Source organism: Geosporobacter subterraneus DSM 17957 (assembly GCF_900142145.1).
Taxonomy (GTDB): Bacteria; Bacillota; Clostridia; order Peptostreptococcales; family Thermotaleaceae; genus Geosporobacter; species Geosporobacter subterraneus.
On record NZ_FQZV01000041.1, the window covers coordinates 1 to 13,211 of the forward strand.

The following is a 13,211-nucleotide window of genomic DNA, read 5'->3' on the forward strand; positions in this document are numbered from 1 at the left end:
GTATGCCTCCTCACTACCTACTTGTTCAGTAGTGGGCAACTAGGTATTACCCTAGTTGGGTTCCCCCATTCGGAAATCCCCGGATCAATGCCTGCTTGCGGCTTCCCGAGGCTTATCGCAGCTTACCACGTCCTTCTTCGGCTCCTGGTGCCAAGGCATTCGCCCTATGCTCTTTATAACTTGACCAGAAATTGTATTTGTTTTGTGTTGAATGTTGCAGGTTGTATGTTGAATGTTTTGGGGTCTATCTTTTGGGTTTTAACCCCAAAGGCACTCCCTAGAACCTTCAACCTTTCTCCTTCAACTTTCAACCGCTGTTTCTCTTCATTGTTCAGTTTTCAAGGTACATGTTGGTGGAGGGTTGGACTTCAAAGTCGAACCCTTCACCGGATCAGTCGGGAAGCCGCTGTCCTCTATGTTTACGGTACGCGGCCGCCCGCTTTCATCAATGTAGTTATAGGTAATCGTTATATGATCATCATAGACGAAAACCGCTTTAACGAAGACGTCAATAATCAATCGCTGGTATTCCGGATCGTCTATGTCACCACCCTTGAACTGGTTTAGCCAGAAGACAACCTGTTCCCTGGTTACCTTTGGTGTGACTATTTCTTCATGGGCGATCCTGGCTTCCAGGTCCTTTTTCTCTTTCTCCAATTCCAACAAGCGCGCCTGTGTGGATTCTGTAAAGATACCGAGTTCAATAGCCTTTATCAGATTAGCGATAGACTTCTTAACGCCTTCCAGTTCTAATTCAAGAGCGCGAAGGACGCTTTTGTCCCGTTCCTGGTTTTGCAGTTCAATAACCCTGTCGGCGATCATTTCGATAACTTCATCAACCAGGACGCGGCGGACGGTTTCTGAAACGACCAGGGTTTCGATCCAGTCTTTACGGACCGGCTTCTTATTACAGCCGCGCCGGCGCTTGGCCTTCGCACACTTATAATAATAATATTTCCTGCCTTTCGTTCTGCTTGTCCCGCTTTCGCCGTTCATATTGGTTCCACATTTACCACAGAACAGCTTTGTTGAAAGTAAATAGTCCATTTTAGCCGCCGCCCTTGCCGGCGCTTTTTTATTTACGGCCAGCATTTCTTGAACCCTTCGGAAAAGGTCTTCGTCTATGATGGCCGGCACGCCGTTTTCAATTATAATGTCGTTCCACTTATAGACGCCGATATATTTTTCATTCCTTAAAATCCTATGAAGACTATTCGGGCCAAACTTATTCCCCCGCGACGTTCGGCAACCGCGATTATTTAATTCGGTGATTATTTCGGTTACCGTCTGTCCGTTGGCGTATCTTTCGAATATTTCCTTGACGATCGCGGCTTCTGCCGGATCGACAACGAACTTCTTGTCAGGTCCTATTTTGTAACCCAGCGCTATATTCCCGCCGGTGACCTGGCATTTTAACGCGCTTTCCTTCATGCCGCGCTTAATGTTCTGGGAGAGGTTGGCGGAATAATATTCGGCCATTCCTTCCAGCATTGATTCCAGAATAATACCTTCCGGCGTATCGGATATATTTTCTTTGGCCGATATAACCCTGACACCATTCTTCTTCAGCTTTGCCTTATATATAGCGCTGTCGTATCTGTTCCGCGCGAAACGGTCCAGCTTCCAGACAATCACCGCTTCAAACTTCCGGCTTTCGCTGTCTGCTATCATGCGAAGAAAATCTGGGCGCTGATCAGTTCTTCCGGTTAAGGCGCGATCTGTGTAAACGCCTACAATGTTTATGTTATTTCGTTCCGCAAACTCATAGCATTCGCGAAGCTGACCTTCGATAGACTGGTCTGTCTGGTCAGGCCCTGGCGAATACCTGGCATAGATAACCGCGTTCATAGGGAGCCACCACGCCCGTTTAATAGCTCCGCCGCCCTTTCTTCAATCAGCTTTTCGATTTTTTCTTTTGTAAATGATATGTCCGGCATTTTCTCATTTGACCAATCCACGTCTTTTTCTAATATCAGGAATATTCTATGTTGCTGGGCGGAAATTGCTTCGTCGATTTTATCATCTTCTCTTTCAAATGCTTCCAGCATATTTATTATCTTCATCAACCGGTCTTTTCTGCCTTTTGTTGTTTTCAATGCCTGGGCTGATTGTATTTCCTTTTCTATGACTTTCGGTAGAATGTCACAAAATAGGCTGACATTATCGAATTGTTCAAAACCACCTGACAGAGAAATTATATTCCTTGCCGTCCTTTCTACGTCTGAATACCTTTGGAGGAATGTCTGAATGCTTTTCGTGTTTTTCATGATGTCAACAGATTCAGAATAAATCTGCTTTTCGCGAGCAATCCGTTGTAGTGTTATGGGATCTATCTTTGCCTTTGTCGCCTTGGAACTCACCTTTATAAAGAACGGTATTAGTCCAGGAATCGCAACAATTAAAAAAATATAATCTACAGCAAACGCACCGGGTATGCAGAACAAAATCCATAAAACCCCTACCACACGCAGTGCATATATTGCAAACTTCTTTACACTTGCCATATATACCTCCTTTCAGACCGCTTCGGTGGTCTTTTTTATTTGTTCTGCTTCTCTTTTAATTCATTAGCGTAAACAAGTACCTTCGCCTGATTCATAGCATTAAGTTCAGCAAATATGTTCAAGAGTTCTATTTCATTAGCGGTCAAAAATCTTTCTGACCCGTTGATAATAGTTACCGGCGCATGAGCGTGTCCAATAATTCCGTTATTTGTATGAACATTACCCGTCACAACTTCCTGTCCTCCAGCAAGATAGTCAACTGACACCCCTATTATTTCAGCCGCTTTAATCAGGTTAGGTCCTTTAGGTTCGGTTTTCCCGTTCGCCCAATCTGAAACTGTCGACGCAGAAACCCCCAGTTTTTTAGCTAATTCCTTCTGACTTATCCCTTTTTGTTTTGCCACCAAAACAAGTCTTTCTCCTGGTTTCACTAAACACACCACCTTAACTAAAAAAATTCGGTTAATACTATTGACAATTCAAGTAAACCGAATTATAATAAGGTTAACCCTATGAAATTAGGGCAAACAAAATCAGCCAACAGAAAAGCACACATCTGTCGGATTCGGTTTAACTTATAAAATAGGTCTTCATCAACTCTATTATATAAGTAAACCGAAGTAAAGTCAACAGAAAGGAGGTTAAAAAATGGAAAAATACCTGACCTGTGAGCAGGTAGCCGAAAGATACGGCGTCAAGGTTATAACCGTTTGGGCTTGGATACGCGAAAAAAAATTGCCTGCAATCAGGATCGGTAAGGGCTATCGCGTGAAGCCGGAAGACCTGGAAGCCTTTGAAGAAGCAAGGCGAACAAAATAAAAAAAGGGGGGTCGCTTGTGGGACAAGCACAGACAATCTATATACCGAACTATCAACTTGATCGCCTGGCGAAGCCGTTAATCGTCGCTGTAGCTGAATACTTTAGTGACCCAGAGGTCAACAAACGGTTTGAAGAATGGAAGCGTGAACGCGAAAAGGAGGGGGTTGAATAGGAATGCCTATTAAATGGTATGTGTCGCCATACTCTGAATTTGAAACGGCGCCAGATTCAAAAAAACTTTATATAACCGTAACCAGAAACACGTTTCGATTTAATTCGTATGCCAGGGACGCGTTTGGTTTCCACGACCGTGTCATTATAGGGGTTGACGAAGATTCAAAAAGAATTTTCCTTATGCCAGGGGAAAACGGTCGTGGAATGGCCGGATTTATGTACGGTTGCCAGTATGAAGTAAGTGCAAGAAAAATTATAAATAGCCTTCACATTGCCATTAACAAAAAGTATCCAGCAAGAATCGAAGATGGCATAATCAGCTTTTATTACGAAAAAGAGGAAGGCGGTGATCATCCTGAAACGACTTTGGCAGAAACATAAAAAGAAAGTGTTCGGATCTTTCGCCTTCCTTATGTTCTTTCTTATGTACGGGACTGTTGGAGCGGTTGAATGTGACACGCTTCCCCTTTTCGAAGGAACTATCAGGTCAATAATCTTCCTGGCCTTGTGGGTCCTCTTTACTTACCTGGCCGGAGGGTTTGAAGAATATTCGGAAAGGAGGGACAAGCAGTATGAAGTACAAGCCGAAGACGCTTTCGCCGGTTCAGGTCGCACAGGTCGTCAAAGCCCTTCTGCTTCTGGGCGAAGAACATATCACTATTGAAACAGTAGAAAAAGACCGCTACGCAATCACCACAAAGCGCAACGGTCCTAACCCTAAAGAAAAGAATTAAGTTTTATTTCATTCTATCGAATTAAAGGAGGTTTTTCAAGTGTTGAATCTATATGATACCGAAGCCGTAAAGGCTTTCATCTTCGATATTCTGGTCGAAAACCAGGAACTTAAAAAGCAATTACAAACCGCCCAAACTTCTTCTGATATGTGGTTTAAGGACTACCAGACACAAAGAGATCGCGCCGATAAGGCCGAAGCACGCGTCGCCGAATTGAAACAGCAGATCGCAAAGCTGACCGCCGGCCAGACCCAGGAAGGGGGCAAGGACAATGATCATAACGAATAAATTCAACCTTCCCGCCCCTTTTGTCAGCCTGGCCCAGCGTGACTATATCTTTGAGCCAAACGAATATCGCGTCACTTCCCTTCTAAAAGGCGTCAGGGAAACGATCCTGGAACGCAGACACCACGAAAAGATCGAGCGTGACGTGTCGGATATGGTCTGGCTGTTGTTCGGAACCGCCGTCCATGCCGTTCTTGAAAGGCACGAGGAAGGCGAACACGAACTGAAGGAAGAACGCATTAAAATTCCTTTTGGTAATTATATTCTGTCCGGTCAGTTTGACCTTTATAACGACAAAACAAAAATAGTTACCGATTACAAGACCGCTTCGGTCTGGAAGATCATATTCGGAGATTTTGAGGACTGGCGCCGTCAGCTTCTTATTTACTGCTATATGTTACGCAAGATCGGATTTGACGCCCAGGGCGCCCAGGTGGTGGCCTTCCTAAAAGACCACAGCAAGCGCGACGCTAAAATCAAGGCCGATTATCCGCCTTATCCTGTCCAAACTGTAAAGTTTACCTTTACCGACGCTGACTTTGCCGAGTGTGAAGAATGGCTGACAGCTAAATTCAAGGAAATCGCGGCCGCTGAAAAACTACCAGACGACGAACTTCCGATCTGTACGCCAGAAGAAAGGTTTAACAGCGGCGACAAGTTCGCGGTTCTGAGAAAAGGCCGTAAGACCGCCCTTCGCGTCCTTGACAGCATGGAGGAAGCTAAACAATGGATGTCCGAAAATGGCGGCGACGAAATTCAGGTCCGCCCTGGTGAGGACAAGAAGTGCATTGATTACTGCGCGGCTTGTGAATTTTGTAATTACTACAGGGAAAAGGTGGTGAACGGTAATGGCGGAAGTAAAGCAGTTTGAAATTCCTTTGCTGTCTGCCAAAGATGTTGAATGTCGTGTTCAGAGTGTCAGCAAGAATAAAGCCGGCCGCGTCGGCGCTGTGTTGCTGATTTATAAAGACGCCCGCGTCGATATGCGGATTCTTGACCAAGTCTTCGGACCTTCCAACTGGCAAAGAACCCATGAGGTTATAAACGGAAACCTGTTTTGTAATATCGACATCTGGGACGACACGAAGAAAGCCTGGATCAGAAAACAGGACGTCGGCGTCGAGAGTAACACCGAAAAGGAAAAAGGCCAGGCTTCGGACGCCTTTAAGCGCGCTGGTTTCAACGTGGGGATCGGCCGTGAACTTTACACCGCCCCTTTCATCTACGTTGAACTTGTGGATTCTGAATATTACGTCGAAAGGCAAGGCCAAAAGGAAATTTACAGATGTTTTCCGAGTACGCGCTTTTCTGTGGCCCATATCGGCTATAACGACCGCCGCGAAATATCAGAACTGGTTATTGTAGACCGAAACGGCAATGTCAGGTTTGATATGAACGCCCAGAAAACAACCACAAACGCGCCAGGACCTTCAGCTAATACAAACGCCCAGGCAGGAAGACAAACGGCCCAGCAGGCCCCACAGGGAGCGTCCAGCGGCCCCGTTTGCCCTGAATGTGGTGGTCCCATATCTTCAGCCGAACAGCAGTATTCCATGAAGAAGTATGGCCGCGAATTGTGCCGTTCCTGCCAGAGAAAAGCGTAATTATTCTAATGGTCGAAAGGGGGTGTATCAATGTATACAGGAATATACGATTCATTCTGGACAGATAGGAAAGTAGAGGATTTGCCCGACGAAGCAAAACTATTATTTCTCTACCTAATCACCTGCCCGCACCGAAACATTATCGGCTTTTATCGTCTGCCCAAAAAGTACATTGCGGCAGATTTAGGATGGAGTGTCGAAAGGGTTTCGAAAGTGTTAGGAACGCTATGCGAAGTCGGTTTGATAGGCTATGATGAAGCCGTTTCTATTGTACTGGTTCGAAAGTTTCTTCGTCATAATGCTATCGAAAACCCTAATATGCAAAAAGCGGCAGTTAAAAAAATAAATGAACTTGAAGATAATTGCCTTTTTGACGACTTTTTAACCTTTATTCAAACGTTAGAAAAGCCTTTACAAAGAGTTGAGGAAGCAGTTAAGAAACGGTTACATAAAGGGTTGCGAAATACAGAACCAGAACCAGAAGAAGAACCAGAACCAGAAGAAGAAACAGAAAGTATGCACGGAGCGGAAGCCGCTCCATGCCAGCCGACAGCGCCTCCTATTATTACACTGACGTTAAATGATAAAACCGAATATCCGGTTACGGAAGAACAAGTCGAGGAGTGGACAAAGCTATATCCGGCTGTTGATGTCATGCAGGAACTTCGAAAAATGAAGGGTTGGCTTGACGCTAACCCTTCAAAGCGAAAAACCAAAAAGGGGATTCTTCGGTTTATCAATAACTGGCTATCAAAAGAACAGGACCGCGGAGGTTATAAAGCAAGACCGTCCCCTCCTGCATTTAAGAACTACGACGACGGAGAAGACTTCCTAAAGGGGTGATGGTATGAATGAGGTTATGAACAAGCTGGTCGCCGCAAGTCTTCAGAACCGTAATGAAGACGACTACCTGGACGAAGAAGGTTTCCTTGTGTGTGGTAAGTGTCACACCAGGAAACAACAAGACATAACCCTTCCAGCATTCGGGGGCCAGTCCGAAAGGGTTATTCGCGTCGGAATAGCATGCGAATGCAGGAAGAAGGAAATTGAAGCAGAACGCGCGGCTGAAGAACGAAGACAATTCCTTCAGCGAATGGAAGTCCTTCGCCGCGACGGGATCACCGATCCGGCGTACTTACAATACACCTTCGACCAGGACGATAACCGGAACCCAGAGGTTTCCGAAGTCTGCCGGCGTTACGTCGAGAACTGGGACGAAATGTTTAAGGATAATATCGGAATCCTGTTTTATGGCGGTGTCGGGACCGGAAAGTCCTTCCTGGCTTGTTGCATAGCAAACGCGCTTATAGAAAAGCTGGTTCCGGTTAGTGTTACGAATTTTCCGCGGATTTTGAATAAACTTCAGGGTTTCGGGTTCGGTGAAGAACGTCAGGAATTCATTGACAAGCTACAGCGTTATAAATTGCTGGTGATTGATGATCTGGGCGTGGAGCGGGACACTTCGTATTCTACCGAACAAGTCTACAACGTAATTGACACCAGGTCCAGGTCCGGAATGCCGTTGATCATTACAACGAACCTGTCAATGGACGACTTAAAGAACCCGCCTTCCCTGGGCCACGCGCGGATATATGATCGCGTCCTGGAAATGTGTCCTATTCGGCTAAAGCTGGTCGGGGAATCCAGAAGGACAACAATAGCGAACGAACGGAGAGATAAAGCCAAAAAACTTCTTGGTCTGAAATGAAAGGGTGTGAAGAATTGCGCTGTAAACTGACTATCCCTGGCCTTCTGCCAGGTTTGAACGAATATATCGAAGCCGAACGCGGCAAAAAAGGCAAGTACAAAGCGGCGTCTATGAAGAAGCAAGCTGAACACGTTATCGGCTTTATGATAAAATCCCAGCTTCGCGGCGTCCGCTTCACCGGACCGGTGGTTATACATTACACCTGGATAGAGCCTAACAAAAGGCGTGATAAAGATAATATTGCCTTTGCAAAGAAATTTATTCAGGACAGCCTTGTCCAGATGGGCGTCCTGGAAAACGACGGCTGGAAACACATTGAATATTTTACAGACAGCTTCGCCGTAGACCCCAAAAATCCACGGGTTGAAGTGGTAATCGAAGATTATGAAGGAGGTAAACCTTGTTATGAGCGTAAAGGTAAAAATTAAGCACCTGAAACCTGGTACTGTTTTCCATGCCGGCCCTGTGGCCGTTAGAGTTCTGGAACATTTTGCAGACGGTAAAACCCTGGTGATAACTGATGAGTGTATCGCCGACCGGCCATTCACTTGTCAGCCATTTAAGCCGAACCGGCCTGAAGACTGGAAAGCGAACAACTGGCGGACAAGCACCCTTCGCGCCGATCTGAACCGTGACTTCCTGAATAGTTTTGACGAAGCCGGCGGCCCGATCCTGTCGAAAAACATCATTCCGGCAGAATGGGACCTTACCGACAGCGCCGGCAATAACACTTACGGAAGTGTTACTGACAAAATCGGCCTGCTAACTGAAGCCATGTTCAGAAAGTACAGCGAACAGGGACTTCTTGACCTGGACGACTGGTGGTGGCTTATAACCCCGTACGCCGGCGCTTCGAGCAACGCGCGGCTTGTCTACACGGGCGGCACGCTGAACAGCCTCAACGCGTACTTCGGCCGCGGGGGCGTTCGGCCGGCTTTGTATGTGGAATCTGAAATCGAAGTCGAACTGGAAGAAGACGAAGTCGACCTTTCCCCTTCCGCCCTGCTTGAAGGCTTCACAACGCGCCAGCTTGTGGAAGAACTGTTCAGGCGAATAGGCACGGAAAAGGAGGTTATCGAAGATGATAACGACTTCTGAACTTAAAGCCAGGGTCGAAAAAGAAGTCGGGACTGAAATATGTCCCGTCTTCTTCCAAAAGGACGAAAACTACGCACGCCGCAAACTGAACCTGACAAATGAGCGCGCCGGCCGGAAGTATGGTGACGACGGTTACGGCGACGAATACCTGGTTCTACTTACGGCCGACACAGTCCGCGAAATGGCATTTTCAGAATATACCCTTATTCGGTCAATAGAGATCATGACGGCCAAAGCCGCCGCCACGGAAGGAGGTTGCGCAAATGAATAAAACAAAAATTGACTGGGCGACTATGTCCTGGAACCCTGTCACTGGCTGTCTTCACGATTGCCCTTATTGCTACGCGCGAAGGATCGCACAAAGGTTCCACGGCCTTGATGGCGTCGGATCAGATGGCCTTCTGGAATTATCTGAACGCCGCGACCATGCCTTCCCTGCGGGATTTATGCCTACTTTCCACAAATACAGACTTGATGAACCGGTAAAGAAAAATAAACCCCAGGTTATCTTTGTCGGGTCAATGTGCGATCTTTTTGGCGACTGGGTTCCGGACGGGTGGATATTGAGGGTATTTGAATCCTGTAAAGAAGCCCCGCACCATAGATATTTATTCCTGACAAAGAATCCAGAACGATACTTAAACCTATATTACAAAGGCAAACTTCCTGAACAACCTAACTTCTGGTATGGAACTACAATCACGAATCAGACCGACTATGAAAGGGTCTGGCGAAGACTGGCTAACCTGCCGCAGACTTGCAACACTTATTTCAGTATTGAACCAATGCACGGCGAAATAAATCTGGGGTTCATGCCGCCGTGGATCATTATTGGAGCAGAAACCGGAAGCAGGAAAGATAAAAAAATCCCGAAGCGAGAATGGATTGAAAGCATAGTCCTTGCTTGCACAGAAGAAGCAGTTTTTATGAAAGAAAGTCTTCGTCCGGTTTGGGGCGACAACCTGATTCAAAAATATCCCTGGTAAGGTGGTGTTATATATGCAGAATCAGGAAACGAAATGGATAAGTGTAAATGACAGATTACCAGAATGCATAGAGAAATATGGAATTTCCAAAATCGTGTTGTGTCTTGACGCCAAAGGAAGAGTAGGATTTGGCATTTACCAAAACGGCGAAAGGCAATTATATCATGAGGGATGGTTTACCGGGGGCGAAGTTGGCGAAAATTGCGTAAAAATTACCCACTGGATGCCCATACCAGAACCCCCAAAAACGATATTAACAAATGAAACATTATAAGCACAGAAATATTTTCAATCCTGGGCGCACAGGACGCCGCAGGAGCGTCGAAAACAACCGAGGACGACCAAATATATTACCGAGCAAAAACGAAGCCCTTAAATGGCAAATAAAACGCTTTTAGAAGATGGGAGGAAATCGAATGAATCAATGTCAACTTCTGGGACGCCTTGTCCGTGATCCTGAATTGAGATATACTCAACAGGGAACGCCGGTCTGTTCTTTTACGCTGGCCGTGGACAGGCGCTTCAATAGAGATAAAACAGACTATATAAGGGTTATTGCCTGGCGCAATACAGCCGAATTTTGCGCGAACTACTTTCAGAAAGGTTCCAGGATCGCCCTGGTCGGAAGCATACAAACGCGGACCTGGGAAGACGACAGCGGCAAGAAACACCGCGAAGTCGAGGTTATCGCCGATTCAGTCTACTTCGCCGAATCCAAAAGAGATAATCAGCTTGAAAGTCCTGTCGAAGACGCTATCGCAAGCGGTGATTTTATACCTGTGGACATGGACGAAGATTGCCCCTTTTAACGGGCCGGCCGGAGAAGGGAGGGAATCGACGTGGACGCAGAAAGACGAATCCGCAGGAACATTGAAGACATACTTCAGAACCACGACCAGGAGATTATGACCATAGACGCGCAGATCGAAGCAGAACGCGCCGCGCTGGAAGCGGACCTGGAAAGTATAAGGGCCAGGGCCTACCCGTCAATCAAATATGACGACGTCCGCGTTCAGACCACTTCCGATCCGGACAGCAAAATGGTTCACATTGTCGAAGCGATTGAACGCAGGCGAAAAAGAGCGGAAAGAAATATCGCCGCGTTGGAAGAACGAAGGCGTCAGATAGAAGCAGTCTATCATAACATATTAAGCCTGGACACGAAGTCAAAATGTGTTTTACTTACCCTTTATTATCCGAAACGCACTTATGAGGAAGCGGCCGAAATTCTTAACGTCGACGTTTCGACTATAGCCAGAAGAAGAAAAGACGCAATTGCTTCCCTGGTCAAAAGGTTCTGGCATACTGAAAAGAACAGGCTTCCGGCGAATGAAGAAAAATGCGTTAAAATTTGATTGCAAATGATTGCAAGTGTATGCAGTTATACGCCATTGTTCGTATAAAAACCCCTATGGTAATATTATCCTGGGGACTGGGCGGTCCCCCCTCCTTTAATATAGGGAAACCGAAGAAGACGTCTTAAATAGGCGTCTTTTTCTGTTTCCCAGCGTGAAAATATATGAAAGGTCGGTGATGAATCGTGGCGAAGTTAACCGCGAAACAAAAACGGTTTGTCGAGGAATACCTTATCGACCTGAACGCGACACAAGCCGCGATTCGGGCCGGTTACAGTCCTAACAGCGCAAGGGACATAGGAAGTGAAAACCTAACAAAACCCCACATTCGCGCGCGTGTAGAAGAAGCGCTGGCCGAGCGTTCGAAAAGAACTGGGATAAATGCGGATCGCGTGGTCCGTGAACTTGCCCGAATTGCCTTTGTGAACGCGGCCGACGTGATCAACTTCGATAGTGCCACCCTATCGGAAAACGCGTCCGAAGATGATACCGCGGCCATTGCTTCGGTAAGGGTTAAGACCATACCAACGGACGCCGGCGAAGGTGTGGAGCGCGAAATCCGAATGTGTGATAAGCTGAAAGCCCTTGAACTGCTGGGTAAACATCTGGGAATGTTCAATAATGATCCTGAATCCAACGTCCCCGTTACAGTGGTGATTAACTATGACTACGGCGACGAAGGTTAAGGTAATAACAAAGGCAAAGTTTAACCCTATATTCAAACCGGTTAATGAGTGGCGCGGCCGCTACCGTATATTAAAAGGTTCTGCCGGTTCCGGAAAATCGGTCAACGTGGCCCAGGACTATATCGCGAAGTTATCCGATCCGGCTTATGAAGGCGCCAACCTTCTTGTTGTTCGTAAGGTCGAGGAAACTAACCGCGATAGTACCTTCGCAGAACTTCAGGCGGCCATTTACAGAATGTTCGGCAATCACGCGCCGAAAATCTGGAAGATAACCCTTAACCCTTTATCTCTGGAATGCAAAACTACCGGAAACAAGATCATATTCCGCGGGGTTAAGGACCAAAGACAGCGCGAAAAGGTTAAGTCGATAACCTTCAAAAAAGGGAAGCTGACCTGGATATGGATTGAGGAAGCGACAGAACTTGAAGCGGAAGACGTTGACATATTGGACGACCGTCTTCGTGGTGATCTGTCGGACCTGAACCCGAATTTATATTATCAAATAACAATGACCTTCAACCCCGTTAGCGCGACCCACTGGATAAAGGCGCGCTATTTTGATAGGTCCGATCCGGAGGTCTTAACCCACCATTCCACTTATAAGGATAACCGGTTTATAGACCCTGGTTATTATCGGCGTATGGAACGCAGGAAGATTGAAGACCCAGAAGGTTATCGCGTGTATGGCCTGGGCGAATGGGGAGAACTTGGCGGCCTGATATTGACGAACTTCGAGGTTCACGACTTCCCCACCGGAAAAGAATACTTCGATTCGGTTTATTACGGTCAGGACTTCGGTTTCAATCACGCGAACGCGATCCTGGGTATTGGCTTCAAGGACGGCGAAATTTATATCCGGTCCGAATTATACGTCTTTGAGAAGGACACGGAAGAAATTATCGCCCTGGCCCGCAAAGCAAACATTGACCCCAGGGTTGAAATGTTCTGCGATTCGGCCGAGCCGGACAGGATCAGGACCTGGCAAAAGGCTGGCTTCAGGGCCTACCCTGTTAAGAAGGAACAAGGAAGCGTTAAGGCCCAGATTGACTTCCTGAAAGGCCGAAAAATCCACATTCACCCTTCCTGTGTGAACACGCTTAAAGAAATTCAACAATGGAAGTGGAAAAAGGACCCTACAACGGGGTTGTATATAGACGAACCGGTCGAATTCATGGACGACGCTATGGCCGCCCTTCGCTATTCTGTTGAAAGAATTCGCCGCGGTTCCGCAATCGAGATTTTGAAGTGAGGTGTAAA

The 13,211-nt window shown here is 46.6% G+C and carries 21 protein-coding genes and 1 rRNA gene; 18 read left to right on the forward strand and 4 right to left on the reverse strand.

The features are described 5' to 3' along the window. The 4 genes from BUB56_RS13810 to BUB56_RS13825 form a co-directional block, all read right to left on the reverse strand. A 23S ribosomal RNA gene (locus tag BUB56_RS13810) occupies window positions 1-186 on the reverse strand; the annotation flags it as partial. A gap of 138 nt (window positions 187-324) precedes the next feature. After that, window positions 325-1,848, reverse strand: coding sequence for a recombinase family protein (locus BUB56_RS13815; protein WP_110941893.1), 1,524 nt, complete (start codon window positions 1,846-1,848; stop codon window positions 325-327). Continuing rightward, entirely contained in the window at window positions 1,845-2,504 is a 660-nt protein-coding gene (locus tag BUB56_RS13820) for a hypothetical protein (protein WP_110941894.1), read from the reverse strand. Before BUB56_RS13820 ends, BUB56_RS13815 begins: the two co-directional genes overlap by 4 nt. A 35-nt stretch (window positions 2,505-2,539) precedes the next feature. Further along, window positions 2,540-2,935, reverse strand: coding sequence for a helix-turn-helix domain-containing protein (locus BUB56_RS13825; protein ID WP_190014537.1), 396 nt, complete (start codon window positions 2,933-2,935; stop codon window positions 2,540-2,542). 217 nt (window positions 2,936-3,152) lie between these two features. On the opposite strand from BUB56_RS13825, the gene BUB56_RS13830 reads away from it, so the two are divergent. The 18 genes from BUB56_RS13830 to BUB56_RS13905 all read left to right on the forward strand — a co-directional run bounded on the left by BUB56_RS13830 (window position 3,153) and on the right by BUB56_RS13905 (window position 13,203). Further along, window positions 3,153-3,323, forward strand: coding sequence for a helix-turn-helix domain-containing protein (locus tag BUB56_RS13830; protein WP_110941896.1), 171 nt, complete (start codon window positions 3,153-3,155; stop codon window positions 3,321-3,323). Between the two features lie 17 nt (window positions 3,324-3,340). Then, window positions 3,341-3,496 (forward strand): hypothetical protein, encoded by a 156-nt coding sequence (locus BUB56_RS19475; protein ID WP_190014539.1) that lies wholly within the window; start codon window positions 3,341-3,343, stop codon window positions 3,494-3,496. Between the two features lie 2 nt (window positions 3,497-3,498). Next, window positions 3,499-3,879, forward strand: a complete 381-nt coding sequence (locus BUB56_RS13835; protein ID WP_110941897.1) for a hypothetical protein — start codon at window positions 3,499-3,501, stop codon at window positions 3,877-3,879. A gap of 191 nt (window positions 3,880-4,070) precedes the next feature. Continuing rightward, entirely contained in the window at window positions 4,071-4,232 is a 162-nt protein-coding gene (locus BUB56_RS19480) for a hypothetical protein (protein ID WP_190014541.1), read from the forward strand. Window positions 4,233-4,271: 39 nt separating this feature from the next. Beyond that, window positions 4,272-4,520: a hypothetical protein gene (locus BUB56_RS13840; protein ID WP_110941898.1), complete on the forward strand. Its 249-nt coding sequence runs from the start codon at window positions 4,272-4,274 to the stop codon at window positions 4,518-4,520. Beyond that, a complete protein-coding gene (locus tag BUB56_RS13845; protein ID WP_110941899.1) occupies window positions 4,504-5,388 on the forward strand; it encodes a PD-(D/E)XK nuclease family protein in 885 nt (294 codons plus the stop codon). The genes BUB56_RS13840 and BUB56_RS13845 overlap by 17 nt, the downstream gene beginning before the upstream one ends. Further along, a complete protein-coding gene (locus tag BUB56_RS13850) occupies window positions 5,366-6,121 on the forward strand; it encodes a hypothetical protein (protein ID WP_110941900.1) in 756 nt (251 codons plus the stop codon). The genes BUB56_RS13845 and BUB56_RS13850 overlap by 23 nt, the downstream gene beginning before the upstream one ends. A gap of 30 nt (window positions 6,122-6,151) precedes the next feature. After that, entirely contained in the window at window positions 6,152-6,964 is an 813-nt protein-coding gene (locus BUB56_RS13855; RefSeq protein ID WP_110941901.1) for a hypothetical protein, read from the forward strand. A 4-nt stretch (window positions 6,965-6,968) separates the two neighbouring features. Beyond that, entirely contained in the window at window positions 6,969-7,829 is an 861-nt protein-coding gene (locus BUB56_RS13860; RefSeq protein ID WP_110941902.1) for an ATP-binding protein, read from the forward strand. Window positions 7,830-7,843: 14 nt separating this feature from the next. Beyond that, window positions 7,844-8,257, forward strand: a complete 414-nt coding sequence (locus tag BUB56_RS13865; RefSeq protein ID WP_213951525.1) for a RusA family crossover junction endodeoxyribonuclease — start codon at window positions 7,844-7,846, stop codon at window positions 8,255-8,257. Then, complete coding sequence (locus tag BUB56_RS13870; RefSeq protein WP_110941904.1) at window positions 8,235-8,927, forward strand: DUF6273 domain-containing protein; 693 nt, start codon at window positions 8,235-8,237, stop codon at window positions 8,925-8,927. The genes BUB56_RS13865 and BUB56_RS13870 overlap by 23 nt, the downstream gene beginning before the upstream one ends. After that, a complete protein-coding gene (locus BUB56_RS13875) occupies window positions 8,911-9,198 on the forward strand; it encodes a chitinase (protein ID WP_190014543.1) in 288 nt (95 codons plus the stop codon). The genes BUB56_RS13870 and BUB56_RS13875 overlap by 17 nt, the downstream gene beginning before the upstream one ends. Then, on the forward strand, window positions 9,191-9,913 hold the full coding sequence (locus BUB56_RS13880) for a DUF5131 family protein (protein ID WP_110941905.1): 723 nt from the start codon (window positions 9,191-9,193) through the stop codon (window positions 9,911-9,913). The genes BUB56_RS13875 and BUB56_RS13880 overlap by 8 nt, the downstream gene beginning before the upstream one ends. Window positions 9,914-9,926: 13 nt before the next feature. Continuing rightward, window positions 9,927-10,187: a DUF551 domain-containing protein gene (locus BUB56_RS13885; protein WP_110941906.1), complete on the forward strand. Its 261-nt coding sequence runs from the start codon at window positions 9,927-9,929 to the stop codon at window positions 10,185-10,187. A 142-nt stretch (window positions 10,188-10,329) separates the two neighbouring features. Continuing rightward, window positions 10,330-10,722 carry a single-stranded DNA-binding protein gene (locus BUB56_RS13890; protein ID WP_110941907.1) on the forward strand — a complete coding sequence of 131 codons (393 nt, stop codon included), beginning with the start codon at window positions 10,330-10,332 and terminating at the stop codon, window positions 10,720-10,722. Between the two features lie 30 nt (window positions 10,723-10,752). Beyond that, the gene (locus BUB56_RS13895) at window positions 10,753-11,268 is read left to right on the forward strand and encodes a hypothetical protein (RefSeq protein WP_110941908.1); all 516 of its coding nucleotides are present in this window, start codon (window positions 10,753-10,755) and stop codon (window positions 11,266-11,268) included. A gap of 185 nt (window positions 11,269-11,453) precedes the next feature. Beyond that, window positions 11,454-11,954 (forward strand): terminase small subunit, encoded by a 501-nt coding sequence (locus BUB56_RS13900; protein ID WP_110941909.1) that lies wholly within the window; start codon window positions 11,454-11,456, stop codon window positions 11,952-11,954. Continuing rightward, the gene (locus BUB56_RS13905; protein ID WP_110941910.1) at window positions 11,932-13,203 is read left to right on the forward strand and encodes a PBSX family phage terminase large subunit; all 1,272 of its coding nucleotides are present in this window, start codon (window positions 11,932-11,934) and stop codon (window positions 13,201-13,203) included. Before BUB56_RS13900 ends, BUB56_RS13905 begins: the two co-directional genes overlap by 23 nt. The last annotated feature ends 8 nt before the right edge of the window (window positions 13,204-13,211 follow it).